Annotated in this window: 19 protein-coding genes; 12 read left to right on the forward strand and 7 right to left on the reverse strand. The window is 55.7% G+C overall.

Annotation, left to right across the window (positions count from 1 at the left end; genetic code table 11):
* The first annotated feature begins 47 nt into the window (after nucleotides 1–47).
* Nucleotides 48–266, forward strand: coding sequence for a hypothetical protein (locus tag NYE92_RS19635; protein ID WP_014606481.1), 219 nt, complete (start codon nucleotides 48–50; stop codon nucleotides 264–266).
* 66 nt (nucleotides 267–332) lie between these two features.
* Here the strand turns inward: NYE92_RS19635 and NYE92_RS19640 are convergent, their stop codons facing one another.
* Together NYE92_RS19640 and NYE92_RS19645 are read right to left on the reverse strand one after the other, a co-directional pair.
* Nucleotides 333–1,715, reverse strand: coding sequence for an amidohydrolase (locus tag NYE92_RS19640; RefSeq protein ID WP_259019370.1), 1,383 nt, complete (start codon nucleotides 1,713–1,715; stop codon nucleotides 333–335).
* A 91-nt stretch (nucleotides 1,716–1,806) separates the two neighbouring features.
* Nucleotides 1,807–2,667 carry a LysR family transcriptional regulator gene (locus tag NYE92_RS19645; RefSeq protein ID WP_259019512.1) on the reverse strand — a complete coding sequence of 287 codons (861 nt, stop codon included), beginning with the start codon at nucleotides 2,665–2,667 and terminating at the stop codon, nucleotides 1,807–1,809.
* An 86-nt stretch (nucleotides 2,668–2,753) separates the two neighbouring features.
* Between NYE92_RS19645 and NYE92_RS19650 the strand changes: the two genes are divergently transcribed.
* From NYE92_RS19650 to NYE92_RS19670, 5 genes are all read left to right on the forward strand, one after another.
* The gene (locus NYE92_RS19650; RefSeq protein ID WP_259019371.1) at nucleotides 2,754–3,917 is read left to right on the forward strand and encodes a cyanate transporter; all 1,164 of its coding nucleotides are present in this window, start codon (nucleotides 2,754–2,756) and stop codon (nucleotides 3,915–3,917) included.
* A 217-nt stretch (nucleotides 3,918–4,134) separates the two neighbouring features.
* Nucleotides 4,135–5,790, forward strand: coding sequence for an L-lactate permease (lldP, locus tag NYE92_RS19655; RefSeq protein ID WP_259019372.1), 1,656 nt, complete (start codon nucleotides 4,135–4,137; stop codon nucleotides 5,788–5,790).
* Nucleotides 5,787–6,572, forward strand: a complete 786-nt coding sequence (gene lldR, locus NYE92_RS19660; protein ID WP_259019373.1) for a transcriptional regulator LldR — start codon at nucleotides 5,787–5,789, stop codon at nucleotides 6,570–6,572. Before lldP ends, lldR begins: the two co-directional genes overlap by 4 nt.
* A complete protein-coding gene (lldD, locus tag NYE92_RS19665; protein ID WP_013024816.1) occupies nucleotides 6,572–7,744 on the forward strand; it encodes an FMN-dependent L-lactate dehydrogenase LldD in 1,173 nt (390 codons plus the stop codon). Before lldR ends, lldD begins: the two co-directional genes overlap by 1 nt.
* 63 nt (nucleotides 7,745–7,807) lie before the next feature.
* Complete coding sequence (locus NYE92_RS19670) at nucleotides 7,808–8,236, forward strand: OsmC family protein (RefSeq protein ID WP_014606475.1); 429 nt, start codon at nucleotides 7,808–7,810, stop codon at nucleotides 8,234–8,236.
* 329 nt (nucleotides 8,237–8,565) lie between these two features.
* On the opposite strand, the gene NYE92_RS19675 is transcribed toward NYE92_RS19670, so the two are convergent.
* Entirely contained in the window at nucleotides 8,566–8,796 is a 231-nt protein-coding gene (locus NYE92_RS19675) for a hypothetical protein (protein ID WP_014606474.1), read from the reverse strand.
* 98 nt (nucleotides 8,797–8,894) lie between these two features.
* On the reverse strand, nucleotides 8,895–9,074 hold the full coding sequence (locus NYE92_RS19680) for a hypothetical protein (RefSeq protein ID WP_013024819.1): 180 nt from the start codon (nucleotides 9,072–9,074) through the stop codon (nucleotides 8,895–8,897).
* Nucleotides 9,075–9,485: 411 nt separating this feature from the next.
* Here NYE92_RS19680 and NYE92_RS19685 point away from each other — a divergent pair, with 411 nt between their 5' ends.
* From NYE92_RS19685 to NYE92_RS19700, 4 genes are all read left to right on the forward strand, one after another.
* Nucleotides 9,486–9,794, forward strand: coding sequence for a PTS sugar transporter subunit IIB (locus NYE92_RS19685; RefSeq protein ID WP_015700865.1), 309 nt, complete (start codon nucleotides 9,486–9,488; stop codon nucleotides 9,792–9,794).
* 83 nt (nucleotides 9,795–9,877) lie between these two features.
* A complete protein-coding gene (locus tag NYE92_RS19690) occupies nucleotides 9,878–11,182 on the forward strand; it encodes a PTS sugar transporter subunit IIC (protein WP_259019374.1) in 1,305 nt (434 codons plus the stop codon).
* A 3-nt stretch (nucleotides 11,183–11,185) separates the two neighbouring features.
* Nucleotides 11,186–11,500, forward strand: coding sequence for a PTS lactose/cellobiose transporter subunit IIA (locus NYE92_RS19695; RefSeq protein WP_013024822.1), 315 nt, complete (start codon nucleotides 11,186–11,188; stop codon nucleotides 11,498–11,500).
* Nucleotides 11,501–11,513: 13 nt separating this feature from the next.
* Nucleotides 11,514–12,944: a glycoside hydrolase family 1 protein gene (locus NYE92_RS19700; RefSeq protein WP_161611318.1), complete on the forward strand. Its 1,431-nt coding sequence runs from the start codon at nucleotides 11,514–11,516 to the stop codon at nucleotides 12,942–12,944.
* A 25-nt stretch (nucleotides 12,945–12,969) separates the two neighbouring features.
* Here the strand turns inward: NYE92_RS19700 and NYE92_RS19705 are convergent, their stop codons facing one another.
* Together NYE92_RS19705 and NYE92_RS19710 are read right to left on the reverse strand one after the other, a co-directional pair.
* Complete coding sequence (locus NYE92_RS19705) at nucleotides 12,970–13,983, reverse strand: LacI family DNA-binding transcriptional regulator (RefSeq protein WP_146109073.1); 1,014 nt, start codon at nucleotides 13,981–13,983, stop codon at nucleotides 12,970–12,972.
* Nucleotides 13,984–14,077: 94 nt separating this feature from the next.
* On the reverse strand, nucleotides 14,078–14,725 hold the full coding sequence (locus NYE92_RS19710; protein ID WP_014606469.1) for a CPBP family intramembrane glutamic endopeptidase: 648 nt from the start codon (nucleotides 14,723–14,725) through the stop codon (nucleotides 14,078–14,080).
* A 520-nt stretch (nucleotides 14,726–15,245) separates the two neighbouring features.
* Here NYE92_RS19710 and NYE92_RS19715 point away from each other — a divergent pair.
* Together NYE92_RS19715 and NYE92_RS19720 are read left to right on the forward strand one after the other, a co-directional pair.
* Entirely contained in the window at nucleotides 15,246–15,542 is a 297-nt protein-coding gene (locus NYE92_RS19715; RefSeq protein ID WP_014606468.1) for an I78 family peptidase inhibitor, read from the forward strand.
* Nucleotides 15,543–15,750: 208 nt separating this feature from the next.
* Nucleotides 15,751–16,071, forward strand: a complete 321-nt coding sequence (locus tag NYE92_RS19720; protein ID WP_259019375.1) for a hypothetical protein — start codon at nucleotides 15,751–15,753, stop codon at nucleotides 16,069–16,071.
* Between the two features lie 12 nt (nucleotides 16,072–16,083).
* Here the strand turns inward: NYE92_RS19720 and NYE92_RS19725 are convergent, their stop codons facing one another.
* The gene (locus tag NYE92_RS19725) at nucleotides 16,084–16,335 is read right to left on the reverse strand and encodes a biofilm development regulator YmgB/AriR family protein (protein ID WP_014606466.1); all 252 of its coding nucleotides are present in this window, start codon (nucleotides 16,333–16,335) and stop codon (nucleotides 16,084–16,086) included.
* Between the last annotated feature and the right edge of the window lie 384 nt (nucleotides 16,336–16,719).

The raw sequence follows: 16,719 nt of genomic DNA on the forward strand, positions 1-16,719 counted from the left end.
TATTGAGCGACATAGATCGATATAACCACTGGCAGAGGGTTTTTTCATTGAATAATATCCCGCAGATCTTGCATGAAGACGTACTAAAAATCGTTGGTCGTGCTGTCCTGACGCTCCATCTTTATGGCGAAACCTTATCGGCAGATAAAGTTGCCTCTATGATCGGATGTTATGCAGAAGACGATCCTGTTGCCCCTGACGGCGCGCCGCTCTATGCGCTGGCGATGGAGTTAATGTCGAAAAAGAGGGAGGCTGGCCGGGCTTAACATCGCTGTGCCTGAGATGTCCGCGCCTCACTTTAGCGCCGTTGCGTGAAGTGAGGCGCATCTGCGTTAAACCTGCTGTCGCACAAACTGCGGTTTACCCCGCGAGAAACTCGCTATCACGGGCGAAATCCGTGCCACCGCTTCCGCCGAACAACTGGCCTCAACCAGCATCATGTTGGCGCTGTCGCCGATGCGCGGCCACTGGCGTTCGCCGCTGGCAGAAAGCGGAAGCACGCCATCAGTCGCAATCGCCAGCGCGCGGCTTAAAGAGAATTCATCCGATCCCCCGTACAGCTGGGCATATAAATTGGCCTTTTCCAGCATGCTGCCGGTGCCAAATGGCGACCAGTGATCGATCACGCTGTCGGTGCCCGTCATGACGTTTACCCCTGCCGCCTGCAACTGTGGCACGGGCATGGTCAGCTTGCCGATGGGCAGCGTGGAGGCAATGCTGAACTGCTGCTCGGCCAGATCGGCAATCATCTTGTCCAACTCTGCGCCCTGTAGGGTTGCCAGCGCAAAACCATGACTGAGGGTGACCTTACCGCGTAACGAGGGATTATTCTGCACGGTCTTAATCATGTAGCGAATCGCCTGCACGCCAGCAGCAGAGGTTTCATGCAGGTGGATATCGACACCGCGCTGGTAGTCGAGCGCAATCTGGAACATGGCATCCAGGGATTTTTCCATCGCGCCATCCACATGGGTAGGATCGAGTCCGCCAACATACTGCACGCCAGATTGCATGGCCTCGCGCATCAGCCCATCAACCTGAGAATGCAGCAATCCATGCTGGGGGAAGGCGACAATCTCACAGGGGAAATCGGGATGGTTTGCCAGCGCGGCCTGCAGATGTTCCAGGCTTTGCAGGCCGCTGACCGGATCGATATTACAATGGCTGCGCGCCCGGGTCGTGCCCATGGCGTTCAGCAGGGCGATAAGCCCTTCGGCCCGGGCCTGAGAGGTGGGCAGCAGCTGTGGAATCAGCACCTGTTCGCGGGCAATCATGTCCATAATCGTTTTGCCTTTACGCGGCCGCGGTGCCTGCCAGGGGCCGCCGTAAAAGGTTTTGTCGAGATGGATGTGCATATCCTGCGTAGACGGCAGCAGCAGCGCACCTTGCGCATCCCAAAACGGCAGTGAACGGTCACCTTGTCCGGCCGGACTGATCTGATGAAATCGACCATCGCGAAGTGTGATGTCGTAGCGCGCCGTTTTCGTCTCAACAATCTCGTCACCGTCACGTCCGAAGCCCTCTTCAAGCACTACATTATGTAAAACGTAGTGAGCGGTTTGCGGCAAAGCTTTGCCAGAGGACGCGGGCGGTGCGCTGCGATTGGCGGCCATGCCCGGGGCGGTCATTCCGGCCATGATCATACTGCTGGCGGCGGTCAAGCGAACCCCCTGGCGGAGAAAGCGGCGGCGGCTGGTGGGCAAAGCGGTCTGCATCAGCGACTCCTGCGAAAGTGAGTGAGTCTTTAATCTGACAAACTGCGGCTTTCTCTGCTGGGTTGTTTTCCACTGCCTGCTATTTAAAAAATCACTGCCAGTTCAGACCGGCGAAGTCGGCCAGGGCATTCGCCAGCTGGCGCTGCAGCCCATCCTCAGGCTGACGACAAAACAGTGCCAGCTCAAACGTATCAATCACCGGTAAACCCTGTTGGCTATCCAGAACCCGATGCGAAGGTAAGCGACAGCTGGCCGGCAGCAGCGTTATCCCTAAGCCCTGGGCGCTGGCGGCGGAGAGTGCCACCAGGCTGGCACTGCTGTACCCAATTCGCCAGCTGCGACCGAGTAAATCCAGCGTCTGGCAGATCTCCTCCCGGTACAGCCCTAGTTGCGGAAACAACACCAGCGGAACCGGAGACTGCTCGAAGCAGGGATGCGCGGCGCTGTCCAGCCACAGCAGCGGCTCCGGGCGCGAAGCCAGTGGGCGCTCACCGTAAGGCTGCTTGATCAGCATGATATCCAGCTCTTCCCGTTGCCAGGCGCGCCACAGTTCCACCTGCATTCCGCTCATGACATCCAGCCGCAGGTGCGGATGTTCGCGGCTAAACCGCGCCAGCAGTCCCGCTGTGGGGGCGGCGAAGTCTTCCGGAACGCCAAGGCGCAGGATGCCATCGCGCCACTTATCGCTCAGCACATCGTGGGCTTCACCGTTAAGGGCAATGATCCGGCGGGCATAGCCCAGCAGTTTTTCGCCTTCTTCTGTGATCTGCACCTGGTGGGACGAGCGTGCCAGCAGCGTTTTACCGACCATCTCTTCCAGCCGTCGCACCTGTTGGCTGACCGTCGATTGCGACAGGTGCACCCGTTCGGCGGCGCGGGTAAAGCTGGTGGTTTCGCATACGGCAACAAAGCTCAGCAGCTGTTGGGGCGTAAACATGGGCTGGCGATTCATTTTTCCACTGCCTGTCATGCTGTTATTTCATTTCCAAATAGTAATCGCTGCTGTCAGGCTGACAACGTTTAATTCCAGGATCCCCCATGAAAAAAGACCCTTTATTGATGATTGCCGCCCTGATACTGGCCGGACTGAACATGCGGCCACTGATGACATCCGTTAGTCCACTGCTGGAGCAGCTGCGGGAAAGTATTGGATTATCTTCGCTGGCGGCCTCACTTCTGCCCGCGATTCCCATGATGATGATGGGGGCAATAGCCTTAGTGAGCGCGCCGCTGCTGCAACGTATCCCGCTGCGTAGGCTGCTGTGTAGCGGGCTGGCGCTGTTAGTACTGGCGCTGGCCAGCCGGTTTTTTATCGCGCAAGGCGCCTGGCTGGTGTGGAGCACGGTTCCTGGCGGTATCGGCATCGGGATTGTACAAATGGCCATGCCGGGGTTGATCCGTCAGCGCTTTACGCAGCGCAGCGCCATGATCACCGGGCTATGGGCGGCGGCGCTAATGGGCGGCGGTGGGCTGGGCGCGGCGCTGACGCCGTGGATCAGTGCGCACCTGGGCTGGCAGGGCGCGCTCAGCAGCTGGAGTGTGCCTGCGCTGCTGGCCGTCATGCTGTGGTGGCGGATCCCTGCGGCGTCCCCGTCCCGGCAGACATCAGCCGTTATGCCCTCGGTCTGGCGCAATACGCGCGCATGGACGCTGGCGCTGAGCTTTGGGTTAGTAAACGGCGGCTACGCCATCTGTGTGGCCTGGCTGCCGGATTTTTATCATCAACAGGGCTGGAGCGCGCAGGCGGGCGGCGGCCTGCTGGGCGTGATGATTGCCTGTCAGGTTGCCGGTGCCCTGGTGTTTCCCCTGCTGGTGCGGGGGGCGGACAGGCGACCGCTGCTTCTGCTGACGCTGGCACTTCAGCTCTGCGGGTTAACAGGCCTGCTGGTGGCACCGCTCTACCCAGCCTGGCTATGGGCAGGGATAGCAGGCGTTGGCCTGGGCGGCGCATTTCCCCTTGCCCTGGTGCTGGCGCTGGACCACCTGGCGCATCCTCAGGCCGGGGCGCGTCTGGTGGCATTCATGCAGGGCGTCGGCTTTATTATCGCGGGCAGTATGCCGTTTCTTGCCGGGCAATTGCATGAACTTACGGGCCACTTTTCCTCTATCTGGCTGTTGCAGGGGTGCGTAACGGTCATGCTGATCGGCCTGAACCTGCGTTTTCATCCTGAAAGCTACAAACAGGCTTTTCCTGAACGGTAATTGGTCCTACCAAACCAGCAAAACGTTTTCAGCGGCTCACATAACGTTAAAAATAGTGCTGTAACTGTTGCCTAGAGTTAACAGCGGGTTAAGTATCTGTAGCAAGCAAGCGCTGATTGCCAGATTGGTAGGACCAATCGGCGCGGCTGAAGTGACAGATGCGCCACCTGGGTTTGTCGATCGCGCATCGCTTTCATCCTCTTATGGAGATCATGGCATGCAGATCTGGCAGCAAAATTACGATCCGCTCAACAATATCTGGCTCTCCAGCCTGATTGCTTTGCTTCCTGTTCTGTTTTTCTTCTTTGCGTTAATCAGGTTAAAGATGAAAGGCTATCAGGCCGCCACGCTCACGGTCGTCCTTGCGCTGCTGGTCGCGCTGTTGCTGTATCGGATGCCGCTACAGCAGGCGCTGGCGTCAGCAGTTTACGGTTTTATGTATGGCCTGTGGCCCATCGCCTGGATCATCGTGGCGGCGGTTTTTGTTTATAAGATCTCGGTTAAGACAGGTCAGTTCGACATCATCCGCGCTTCCATCTTATCGATCACGCCCGATCAGCGCTTACAGATGTTGATTGTGGGGTTCTCTTTTGGCGCCTTTTTAGAAGGTGCGGCAGGTTTCGGCGCGCCGGTCGCCATCACGGCCGCGCTGCTGGTGGGGCTCGGTTTTAATCCGCTCTATGCCGCAGGCTTGTGCCTGATCGTCAATACTGCGCCCGTGGCGTTTGGCGCGATGGGGATCCCGATAATTGTGGCGGGCCAGGTGACCGGGCTGGACAGCTTTGCCATCGGTCAGATGGCAGGCCGTCAGCTTCCGCTACTGACGATCGTCGTGCTGTTCTGGATCATGGCGATTATGGATGGCTGGCGCGGTGTCAAAGAAACCTGGCCCGCCGTGATCGTGGCGGGGGGATCGTTCGCGATTGCCCAGTTCCTCAGCTCCAACTTTCTGGGGCCGGAGCTGCCCGATATTATCTCCTCGCTCGCCTCACTCATTTCGCTGACGCTGTTTTTGCGCGTCTGGCAGCCGGTGCGCATCTTTCGCTTCAGCGAAACAGAAAGCCCGCACGCGGGCCAGCCTGTGAACCGGCAAAAATACACGACAGGTCAGGTGGTGCGCGCCTGGATGCCGTTCCTGTTTCTGACGGCAACCGTCACGTTATGGAGCATTCCACCTTTTAAAGCGCTGTTCGCAAAAGGCGGGGCCTTAGCGGAATCGGTGCTCAGCCTCCCTGTGCCCGGCCTTGATGGCTGGGTAACCAGAATGCCGCCGGTGGTCGCGCAGCCCAGTAGCTGGCCGGCCATTTTTAAACTCGACCTGCTCTCGGCAACCGGTACGGCTATTCTGGTTGCCGCCCTCGTGGCTATCATCTTCCTGAAGATGAAGCCCCGGACTGCGGTAGTGACCTTTGCTGAAACCCTGAAAGAGCTCATGTTGCCCATCTACTCCATCGGGATGGTGTTGGCGTTTGCTTTTATCTCTAACTACTCCGGCCTCTCTGCCACGCTGGCGCTGGCTTTGGCCCACACCGGCCATGCGTTTACCTTCTTCTCGCCTTTCCTGGGCTGGCTCGGCGTGTTTCTGACCGGCTCGGATACGTCATCGAATGCCCTGTTTGCCGCCTTGCAGGCGACGACCGCGCGGCAGATCGGCGTTTCCGATATCCTGCTGGTGGCGGCAAATACCACCGGGGGCGTGACCGGTAAGATGATCTCGCCGCAGTCGATAGCCATTGCCTGTGCCGCAGTCGGGTTGGTAGGCAAGGAGTCGGATCTGTTCCGTTTTACCGTCAAGCACAGCCTGATATTTACCTGCCTGGTGGGCATCATTACCACGCTTCAGGCTTACGTTTTTCCCTGGATGATCCCATGACACCAAACTTACTGCCGTCCGCCGATCCGCTGCGGGTTCGGCTCCAACAGTATATTCGCGACCATCAGCTTGAGCCCGGCATGCGTTTGCCTGCCGAGCGCCAGTTGGCTGCGGCGCTTGGCGTCTCACGCTCGTCGCTGCGCGAAGCTATTCAGCAGCTTATCAGCAGCGGAATATTGACGAGCCGACGCGGCGACGGCACCTGGCTGCGTCAGCCCCAGGAGCCCTGGTCTGAACAGCGCATTGTTGAGCCGATTCGTCAGCTGTTGGCCAACGATCCGGATTACCGCTATGACATTCTGGAAGCGCGCCACGCGATTGAAGCCAGCACCGCATGGCATGCGGCACTTCGGGCAACAGAGTCTGATAAGGAACGACTGCAGTACGCTTTTGACGCCACGCTGGCGTTGAAGGAGAGCGACGATCCCCATCTGGCCGGTCAGGCCGATCTGCGCTTTCACCTCGCTATCGCGGAAGCCTCGCATAACGTGGTACTGCTACAAACCATGCGCGGATTTTTTGATTTGCTGCAGTCCTCGATGTTGCACAGCCGCAGGTTGATGTACACCAGCCCGACGATTTTCGACCGCCTCACCGTTCAGCACAGGGCTATGCTTGACGCCATTTTACTGGGTGATGCCGAGGCCGCCCGCTTAGCGGCGATGGATCATCTTTGTTTTGTTCATACCACGATGAAAACGCTTGATGAAGACGAAGCCAGACAGGCGCGTATTACGCGTTTACCAGGCCATCACCTGGACAACCACAAGGAGAAACGCTGATGATCATTTCTGCCGCCAGTGACTACCGCGCCGCTGCACAACGTATTTTGCCGCCTTTCCTGTTTCACTATCTGGATGGCGGGGCTTATGCGGAGCACACACTCCAGCGCAACGTCGCCGATCTCTCGGAGGTGGCGCTGCGCCAGCGCATCCTGCGCAACATGTCCGAACTCAGTCTCGAAACCACCCTGTTTAATGAAACGCTGTCAATGCCCGTGGCGCTGGCACCGGTCGGGCTGTGCGGCATGTATGCTCGTCGGGGCGAAGTGCAGGCCGCCCGCGCAGCGGCAGGCAAAGGCATTCCTTTCACGCTGTCCACCGTCTCTGTGTGCCCTATTGAAGAGGTTGCCCCGCAGATCAATCGCCCTATGTGGTTCCAGCTCTATGTGCTGCGGGACAGAGGCTTCATGCGTAATGCCCTGGAGCGGGCCAAAGCGGCAGGCTGCTCTACGCTGGTGTTTACCGTGGACATGCCGACGCCGGGCGCGCGTTATCGCGATGCGCATTCGGGCATGAGCGGTGAAAATGCCGCACTGCGGCGATACTGGCAGGCCATCACCCATCCAAAGTGGGCACTGGATGTAGGATTACAGGGCAGGCCGCACGATCTGGGGAATATCTCCACCTATCTCGGCAAGCCTACCGGCCTGGAGGACTATATTGGCTGGCTGGCGAAGAACTTTGATCCTTCCATTTCCTGGCAGGATCTGGAGTGGATTCGTGATTTCTGGGATGGCCCGATGGTGATCAAAGGCATTCTGGATCCTGAGGACGCCCGTGACGCGGTGCGCTTTGGGGCTGACGGTATCGTGGTTTCTAACCATGGCGGACGCCAGCTGGACGGCGTGCTGTCCTCGGCCCGTGCCTTACCTGCGATTGCGGATGCGGTCAAAGGCGATATCACGATCCTTGCCGACAGCGGTATTCGAAACGGGCTGGATGTGGTGCGTATGATTGCGTTGGGCGCAGACAGCGTCCTGCTGGGGCGCGCCTTTATCTATGCGCTGGCGACACAGGGACAGCGCGGCGTTGAGCATTTACTGACGCTGATTGAAAAAGAGATGAAAGTCGCGATGACCTTAACCGGCGCGAAGCGCATTGCCGATATCACCCAGGCTTCGCTGGTGCAGGCAAATGCGCTCCTGCAGGAAGCCAATCTGCGTCCGGCATAGTCGCCCGCTGCGAAATCAGATGCGTTGTCTATACTTACCTTCTTTACCAACAGGAGGAATGACATGACCATTCATAAGAAAGGCTCGGCGCATTGGGAAGGCGATATTAAAGGCAAAGGCACAGTCAGCACCGAGAGCGGCGTACTGAACCAACAGCCCTACGGCTTTAACACCCGCTTTGAAGGACAAAAAGGCACTAACCCAGAAGAGCTGATTGGTGCGGCACATGCGGCCTGTTTCTCTATGGCGCTGTCGCTGATGTTGGGTAACGCTGGCCATAAGCCTGAAAGCATCGATACCACTGCAGACGTCTCGCTGGATAAAAAAGGTGAAGGCTTCGCGATCACCAAAATCGCCTTAACCAGCACCGTTTCTCTGCCGGGCATTGATAACGACACCTTTGATGAAATCATCAATAAAGCCAAAGCAGGCTGTCCGGTTTCTCAGGTGCTGAATGCAGAAATCACGCTCGACTACACCCTGAACAACTGACGACGATCCTGCGTCACTTTTCGTGATGCAATCGGTCGTGATGTCATCGGTGATAGTACCGAATCCAGATGCGCCTGCGGGCGCATCTTCGTGTGCGGCATCCAATCGTCGCAGGGGCAGGCGGTTCTGCAAAACACGGGGAAAGGCGGTTCGTCTTGCCAGTAACGCGTGACGTACTGTTGTCGAATGAGGGGACAGCGATAATATGCGCATGAAATCGTGGCTTTCTCGCCACAAGCTTGGTGTGCTGCTAATGGTGGTACTGCTGCTGGAGTTACTTTACTTTCTGCTTACCGCATCCTGGTTTCCCTGGAACGCCACCTGACACGTCAGGCATACATCTCTTCTCCACGCTTAGTCCGCACGTCGCTGCGCGCAATACGGTAAGCCTTACCGGGATCGCCCGCCACAAATTCAAATGTTGGCGAATAGTAGAACGGAAGCCAGCCGCCATAGGCGCTTTCCCATTCCCAGCGTACCGGACAGGGCCACAGAATGCCTTCATACAAAATGTAATAAACCCAACGCCCAGTTGGACGGCGGGGACGACTACTTTTCATGGGATTCACGACTGTGTTGGTGTAAAACAGCTTATATTTTGAACGCTAAACGGCATCCTTGCAATGTTGTCTGCCTGTTTTTGTGTCCTTGCGCCTGTTCAGTTATCTGAACGATGCACTTCACCACAAAGCAGCACCACGTTTGGGCGGACTTTATGAATGCGGTTTGCCATGACTTCACAGGCGGCTTTCGTTGGATAAATGCGCTCCGACACCGGCAACGCTTCACAGGCATCATGTCCACAGGCGCTTACCAACAATACAAAACCAATCAACATAACCGACTCCTTCTCCCGGTTCGCACATCACGAAATGGATGAGTGTTCCTTTTTTATAAAACCAGTATAGCTAATTGCCGTCGGGGCACTCATCACGCTGGACGGTATCGGATTGCTCTGACGCATTATAAGGCTTGCGCGCCTGAACAGCAGTGAAATCTTATTGTTAACAGCACGCGCAGCCACGTCGTCGCGTTAATTTCTGACGCCGCAACCCCATCGATTTTTATCTCTGCCGTGACGATGTTCAGGGTCAGAAAATGATCGCGCCTGTTGAAGGTGTTATTGCTCAACAGTGATGCCGGTACGTTTTGATATTTCTCACACTTCTGACATGCAAATCTGAAACCGGTTGCAGAAAATCTTTACCCTGTGTATTCGTTAATCATTCATCACACGGAGGAATTAACAATGCCAAAGATTTTGCTGTGCTGCGCCGCCGGAATGTCCACCAGTATGGTGGTACAGAAAATGGAAAAAGCCGCTAAAGAACAAGGCATAGCGGTAGAGATAAAAGCTGTTGGAATTGAAGAGTTTACTGATCTTATTGCCGACTATGACTGCTGCCTGCTGGGGCCGCAGATTAAATATAAGCTGGCGGATTTTGAGCCTGTCGCCCAACAACACAGTAAACCCATCGCAGTGATTAACAGCATGGATTACGGAATGATGAAGGGTGAAAAGATATTAAGTGATGCACTTAAGCTTATTCATCCCTGATGAGTAAGAAACTGAAAAATATATCGCAGGCCTGTATTTGCCTGTGCAGCGTTATTCTCGTTTTCCTGAGCAGGAGTTAAGGGATGAGCCGCTTAAGCGAATCGTTATTCGGCGTTATCGAAAACCGCATCAGTCCGCTGGCGGGACGCCTCTCCAGCCAGCGCCACGTCATCGCCATCCGCGATGGATTTATTGCCTCAATGCCGTTTCTGATTGTGGGTTCCTTCATGCTGCTGTTTGCGCATCCTCCTTTTTCGGCAGACAGCAGTTGGGCCTTCGCACAGTGGTGGCTCGGCATGGTCAAGGCACATGAAGAACAAATCATGATGCCGTACAACATGACGATGGGCATTATGGCGCTCTATATCGCCAGTGCTATCGCCTACAACCTGGCAAACAGCTATAAGATGAACGGCTTTATGGCGGCCAGCCTGTCGCTGATGGCGTTTCTGGTCGTGGCCGCACCGCAAACGGGCAAAATGCTGCCGGTAGGATCGCTGGGCGGGGAGGGGATTTTTACCGCCATTCTGGTCGCGCTTTTTGCCACGGAGCTGATGCACTTTTTGCAGAAACACAACATCGGCTTTAAATTACCCGAACAGGTGCCGCCGAAAATTCGTCAGTCCTTTGACCTGCTCATTCCCATCATTACCATCTTTATTACCTTATTTCCGCTTAGCCTGTGGGTACAGGCACAGTTTGGCATGCTGCTGCCGCAGGCCATCATGGCGATCTTCTCTCCGATCATCTCCGCCTCGGATTCACTGCCCGCCGTGCTGGTCGCCGTCCTGCTGTGCCACCTGTTGTGGTTCGCAGGCATTCACGGTGCCGTGATTGTCGGCGGGATTTTGCAGGCCTTCTGGCTGACCAATCTCGGCCTGAACCAGCAGGCACTGAATGCGGGTGAGCCTGTCAGCCATGTGTTTATCGAACCCTTTTGGCAGTTTTTTATCGTGATTGGCGGTTCCGGTTCCACCATGGGGCTGGTATTACTTTATTTGCGAAGCCAGTCTTCCCATCTGCGCTCCATTGGCAAACTCAGCATCGTGCCCAGTATGTTCAATATCAACGAGCCGGTTATTTTTGGCTCGCCCGTCGTCATGAACCCCATTCTGTTTATTCCCTTCGTTCTTGCTCCCTTGGTCAATGCCGTCATTGCCTGGATCGCCACTAAAACCAATCTGATTAACCACGTCATCTCGCTGGCACCGTGGACCACGCCCGCCCCAATTGGTGCGGCCTGGTCAACCGGCTGGGACTGGCGCGTCATCGTGCTGATTGCCGTCCTGGTGACGATTGCCACGTTGATTTACTACCCGTTTTTTAAAATGTACGAGCGTCAACTGCTGCAGCAGGAACTGAGTGCAGCACAACCGGTAAAGGAGTAATGCATGGAAATCGATGAAAGCACGGTAATCGAACTGATTATTCAGGCGGGCGAAGCGCGCTCCTGCTCGATGGAAGCGTTGCGTGCAGCTCGTCAGCAAAACTGGGAACGAGCAGACAGCATGCTGACCGCCGCGACGGCGGCGGCAAAGGCGGCGCATCAGATACAGACCCGGCTCATCGGTGCTGATGAGGGCAGCGGAAAAATCCCGGTCAACCTGATTATGGTTCACGCCCAGGATCACCTGATGAACGCGATGCTTTGCCGCGAGCTGGCAGAAGAAATTATTCAACTGCGTCGGGAGCTTGCCGCACGTTAAAAAAGGAGATTTTATGCAACATTCGACACTGACCGCATTTCCGGACGGTTTTCTCTGGGGCGCCTCGACCTCGGCATATCAGGTGGAGGGCGGATGGGATGCAGATGGTAAAGGGCCGTCGGTTATCGACAAAGCCACGTTCAGCCAGGCAATTACGGATTTTACCGTTTGCAGTGACCACTACCACCGCTTTAAAGAGGATATCGCCCTGCTGGCGGAGATGGGACTAAAAACCTACCGCTTCTCCATCGCCTGGAGCCGTCTTTACCCGGAAGGCGACGGCGCGTTAAACGAGGCGGGCGTGGCCTTTTACCAGCAGTTAATTGATGAGATTTGCCGGCACGGCATTACACCGCTGGTCACGCTTTATCATTTCGATCTGCCCTGGGCCCTGCAGCAGGACGGAGGCTGGTCTTCTCGCCGCACGGTAGCGGCGTTTGAACGTTTTGCCATTACCTGTTTTGAGCAGTATGGCAGCCAGGTCAAATACTGGCTGACCATCAACGAACAGAACATGATGATCCTGAAAGGCGACGTGATCGGGACGTTACCGCCTGGCACCGCCGATCCACAGAAAACCCTGTATCAGCAAAATCACCACATGATGCTGGCGCAGGCAAAGGCGATGACTGCCTGCCACGAACGCTTGCCAGACGCTAAAATTGGCCCGGCACCGAATATCTCCTGCGTCTATGCGGCAAGCTCGCGGCCAGAGGATGTGCTGGCGGCGGACAATTTCTCTGCAATCCGTAACTGGCTCTATCTGGATTTAGCCGTTCACGGGCGCTACAACCCTGTGGTATGGGCTTTCTTAAAACAGCGCGGCTGGCTTCCGACGATCGAGGATGAGGATATGGCCATCATCGCCGCCGGTCAGCCCGATTTTATCGCCTTTAACTATTATGCTTCGGCCACCGTCGGGGCAGAGTGCGAACATCATGACCCCGACAGTCGGCCCCATGCCGATCAGCAAATGGCCGGCATCGACCGCTCCGTCTACGTGGGCTGTAATAATCCGCATCTGCAGCAAAATCAGTTTGGCTGGTATATCGATCCGGTAGGCTTTCGCATCACCGCGCGCCAGATTTATGCACGTTATGCCTTGCCGCTCATCGTTACCGAAAATGGCTTAGGGGCGTTTGATACCCTGGCGGCCGACAACAAGGTGCATGATGATTACCGTATCGACTATCTGCGTGAGCATATCGCTCAGCTGCAGCTGGCCATTGCCGATGGCGTCGAGCTGTTCGGTTATTGCCCGTGGTCTGCTATTGATCTGGTGAGTACCCATCAGGGCATCAGCAAACGTTACGGATTTATTTATGTGAACCGCGATGAAAAAGCGTTAAAGGACCTGGCACGCTACCGCAAAAAAAGCTTCTTTTGGTATCAGAAGCTGATTCGCAGTAACGGCGCAACGCTGAACGCGTCGGTGGACTACTAAGACCGCGCGGCAGGGATGCCGCGACTTACCGCTTATGAGGCCCGTCCGCGACCGAGGCGCGCTCAATCAGATGGCCGCTAAAGGGCGGCAAGGCTTCCACCTCCTGACCTTCCAGCATGGCGACCAGCTGCGCCAGCGTGTGCTGAATCATTTCTGCGACCGGCACATGCACGGTGGTCAGCGGCGGCAGGAAAAACTCGGCCATACGGATATCATCAAATCCCAGCAGAGAAACATCCTGTGGCAGCCGTTTTCCCGCGGCATGAAGCGCCAGCGCGGCCCCGATTGCCATGTCATCGTTACTCGCCATCAGGGCGCTAAATGTCACGCCCGCGTCCAGCAGCTGCTTTGCCGCCGCCATCCCACTGGCCGGCGTCCACGCGCCCTGCACGATGCAGGCCCTGTCCGCAAGCCCCTGCTCAGCCAGGGCCTGCTCATAACCTGCCAGGCGAGCGGCAGCGGTAGGGGAACCCGTCATACCACGAATAAAGGCAATGTCGTGATGCCCGCGCGCGATCAGATAACGCGTCGCCTGAAAGGTATTGTGCTGATGTGTAGCCCAGACACAGTGGGCCGGATGACGCGGCAGCTGGCGATTCACCACCATAATTGGGATATCGTGCTGCTCGATAATGGCATCCAGTGCCTCGGTGTCCAGAAAGCGGGGATAGATAATGATCCCGTCACAGCGCAGGTCGAGCAGAAACTCAATAGCGGCGCGCTCGTCGTCAGCGCAGGTTTTGCCATCAGCCAGAATTAACTGGCGACCGTAGTTATTGGTCAGGGTGGCAGCCTGAAACAGCAGCTCGCTGAAGTAGGGGCCGTTAAAAAGCGAGTGGGTAACAATTAAGCCAATATTTTGGGACTTTTGCGTGGCCAGGCTGCGCGCCAGCAGATTGGGGCGATAACCGGTTTCGGCAATGGCCTGATAGACCTTTTGCTGCGTACTTTTACTGACGTAACGATTTCCCGCCAGCACGCGCGAGACGGTGGCTTTAGAAACTCCGGCCTTGCGGGCCACATCCAGCATGGTAATCATTGGCTTACAGACCATCCATCCCTGTGGTTAAAAAAGGATACTAGCTGATTTTTCGCAGGTTATTGACGGAGGGGCAATAAAAAAATGATGCCTGTCATGCGAAATACCAGGCGGGCAGGATAGCAATCAGGTTGTTCAGCGTATGAAGAAAGACCGGCAAGGCCAGCGAATTGCTGCGCAGGCGGGCATAGCAAAGCAGCAGAGAGAAGAGCGTCAGCGCTACCACGGTTTCCCAGTGAACATACTGCGTATGCATCAGCGCAAAGAGCAGGGAGGTCAGTAGCATGCAGGCAAAACGGCTGTTGGGTGCCCAGAGCAGAAAGCCCTGCAACAAAAAGCCGCGAAACAGCACTTCTTCAAATACCGGGGCCAGCAAGACGGCGGTGAGCAACAGGATAAGCATCGAGCTGCGTCCCTGCTGCGTTTGCGCGACCAGCCAGCCTTCAGGCTGTAAGTACTGGGTTTGCGCCGCCATTAAAATAAACAGGGCGCCAATAAAAAGTAACGTCTGACCTGAGCGTAAAAAGCCCAATGGAATATCCGTACGACGCTGGCAGTAGAACCGATACAGCGGATAGATGACCGCAAACTCGAACAGGCAGAGTACAGGCACCAGCAAACCGTCATTACGCAGAATACCGTAATTCGGAAACAGGGTAATCAGCATGGTAACGAGGTAATAGACAACAAAGCTGCCGACATAAAACAGTGTCAGCGTCACTCTGTCGGAATTGGTGTTCATAGGCGACCCAGCCAGCGATGATAAACGCATAGTAGCAACGCGTCGGATCGCTGTCGAGAGAGCGTACGACACAATATTTTTTGTTCAACGCCGTCAGGGCGTTATGCCGGTTTGATGTGCATGGATTCAGGGGGCAAACCCACTGTCAGAGAGGGTTGCAACAGGCTGCCAGACGCTTGCGCCGCAGCCTGAGAACAAGACGTGCAGCACCAAGGGCATGATCACTGGCTAGCGGATGCTGACCGCGATCAGGGTCAACAAGAGGGCAAAGCTAATAAAAAGGATCAGTTCCACTCGCGCTTCCTCAATAACTCATCGTGTCATGGGGGAGTCCGCAAATACTATCAGAGGCTTCTCTCGGTAATTTTAGCCAGCAAGTGCGATTCATCTGTCAATAACCGCATTCCCTAGCATTTAATCCCTGGTATTGTGCGGTAAGTTTGATTTTAGCGGTTCATACCTGCTGAAAGGCTTGTTACTCTTCGGAGTCAGGTTTTACACGTCCATGAGGAGAAAACACGTGAATCATTATGGAAAAGCGCTGGTGGCCGCCGGTTTTTTACTGCTGACGGGCTGCCAGTCGGCCACACAATCCGACAAGGCCGCCGTGCCGCTGGATGCGCAGGCGGACAGCTGTGGCGCATCTCAGTATCAACACTTTGTGGGCAAGCCGTTGTCTGCCATCGATAATCAGCGTTTCACGCAAAAAGTGCGTGCCATCCCGTGGAATTCAGCGGTAACGATGGACTTTAATTTCACCCGTCTGAACTTTATGGCCGACAAAAGCGGTAATATCAGCCGTGTCTATTGCGGTTAAGTGGCAAATAAACAGGGCATTGTCATAGAGTTGTCATGGCGTCAGGCGAAGATAACGCCTGTACCCTGTGGGTAGGCGATAACCGTTATCGATCGGTTCAATCAACAGGGTAAGGATTTCCTCGTTACATCAATATGCAATGCTCGTCTTGTTTATTCCCGCTCAGGCGGGAATTTTTTTCTGGTTAAGCCCGAAGAAGGAGCAACGCATGGAATATTTCCAGAGGATTTCAGTCTTATTTTTGCTGCTGGTCAGCCCGGTTGCCCTGGCTTCAAGCCCGGAGGCATGGCAGAAAAGCCAGCAGGTGATGCGGCAGGCGTGCATCAACGCCAGCACCTTAAGCAAGGTAAAAATACTGGGTCAGGTTGTCGAGTACGATGACAGCGTAGGCTACAGCGCGTTACTGCTTGAAGGGCTCTATCCGCAGAAGCACATGAAAAACCGCCGGGGACGAGAGCTTTGCCTGTTTCAGCGCAGCAGCGGTCGGGCCAGCGTAAGCGAGGCCAACCAGTACCGGCTGGCGAAGTAGGTTAACAGCGGCTCACTCGTGGGGCCGCGCCTCCATCAGCCGGGCTAACAGGGCACGATAGCGTTGCAGGCGTTGCTCATCCCCTTCAAATTCCAGCTTATTGATCACGCGTGCGATAACGGCTTTATTGGTCGTGGGCTGCCCGGCTTCCATCAGTTCCCGCATAATAACGGCCAGCAAATCCGACTCTGGCGGGACATTCCAGTCCGGGCTGTTGAAATAATCGGTGATAGCACGGCTGGCGCTGTTAGATTGCACTCTCATTCTCCATCTCCGCAAACAGACAGCCCGCCCGGTACGCGATTGCGCAGCAGGCAGAGTCAGGTGAGTTAGTGGCCCCCGATATGCACGGCAAGGGTTTAATCGGGCGCATTACGTTGATCAGAACGACCCACGTCCCGCACGAATCTGGCGGTTTTTTAAACATAGGTCTGCCGTTACGTCTTGTCAGTAACAACCTGAAATATTTTTCAAATGTGATGAGTGATTTTCAAATAATGCCGCCAGGTTACGACAGGGTTTTAGCACGTAGTTAACTGATTAATAAGTTTATTATTACCGCAGATAAACCCCAGAACGGAGGCAAAAAAATCGTGCTTATCTCGGGAAACGTCGCCCGACACACGCGTAGTGTGAAGAGGAAATCTG

It is taken from the genome of Pantoea sp. B566 (genome assembly GCF_024793925.1).
Classification (GTDB): domain Bacteria; phylum Pseudomonadota; class Gammaproteobacteria; order Enterobacterales; family Enterobacteriaceae; genus Pantoea; species Pantoea ananatis.

What these genes read in the sequence shown, in the direction of transcription:
- NYE92_RS19640 (WP_259019370.1), bottom strand. Translation starts at nt 1,715, where the DNA reads ATGCAGACCGCTTTGCCCACCAGCCGCCGCCGCTTTCTCCGCCAGGGG.
- NYE92_RS19645 (WP_259019512.1), bottom strand. Translation starts at nt 2,667, where the DNA reads ATGAATCGCCAGCCCATGTTTACGCCCCAACAGCTGCTGAGCTTTGTT.
- NYE92_RS19650 (WP_259019371.1), top strand. Translation starts at nt 2,754, where the DNA reads ATGAAAAAAGACCCTTTATTGATGATTGCCGCCCTGATACTGGCCGGA.
- lldP (WP_259019372.1), top strand. Translation starts at nt 4,135, where the DNA reads ATGCAGATCTGGCAGCAAAATTACGATCCGCTCAACAATATCTGGCTC.
- lldR (WP_259019373.1), top strand. Translation starts at nt 5,787, where the DNA reads ATGACACCAAACTTACTGCCGTCCGCCGATCCGCTGCGGGTTCGGCTC.
- lldD (WP_013024816.1), top strand. Translation starts at nt 6,572, where the DNA reads ATGATCATTTCTGCCGCCAGTGACTACCGCGCCGCTGCACAACGTATT.
- NYE92_RS19670 (WP_014606475.1), top strand. Translation starts at nt 7,808, where the DNA reads ATGACCATTCATAAGAAAGGCTCGGCGCATTGGGAAGGCGATATTAAA.
- NYE92_RS19675 (WP_014606474.1), bottom strand. Translation starts at nt 8,796, where the DNA reads ATGAAAAGTAGTCGTCCCCGCCGTCCAACTGGGCGTTGGGTTTATTAC.
- NYE92_RS19680 (WP_013024819.1), bottom strand. Translation starts at nt 9,074, where the DNA reads ATGTTGATTGGTTTTGTATTGTTGGTAAGCGCCTGTGGACATGATGCC.
- NYE92_RS19685 (WP_015700865.1), top strand. Translation starts at nt 9,486, where the DNA reads ATGCCAAAGATTTTGCTGTGCTGCGCCGCCGGAATGTCCACCAGTATG.
- NYE92_RS19690 (WP_259019374.1), top strand. Translation starts at nt 9,878, where the DNA reads ATGAGCCGCTTAAGCGAATCGTTATTCGGCGTTATCGAAAACCGCATC.
- NYE92_RS19695 (WP_013024822.1), top strand. Translation starts at nt 11,186, where the DNA reads ATGGAAATCGATGAAAGCACGGTAATCGAACTGATTATTCAGGCGGGC.
- NYE92_RS19700 (WP_161611318.1), top strand. Translation starts at nt 11,514, where the DNA reads ATGCAACATTCGACACTGACCGCATTTCCGGACGGTTTTCTCTGGGGC.
- NYE92_RS19705 (WP_146109073.1), bottom strand. Translation starts at nt 13,983, where the DNA reads ATGATTACCATGCTGGATGTGGCCCGCAAGGCCGGAGTTTCTAAAGCC.
- NYE92_RS19710 (WP_014606469.1), bottom strand. Translation starts at nt 14,725, where the DNA reads ATGAACACCAATTCCGACAGAGTGACGCTGACACTGTTTTATGTCGGC.
- NYE92_RS19720 (WP_259019375.1), top strand. Translation starts at nt 15,751, where the DNA reads ATGGAATATTTCCAGAGGATTTCAGTCTTATTTTTGCTGCTGGTCAGC.
- NYE92_RS19725 (WP_014606466.1), bottom strand. Translation starts at nt 16,335, where the DNA reads ATGAGAGTGCAATCTAACAGCGCCAGCCGTGCTATCACCGATTATTTC.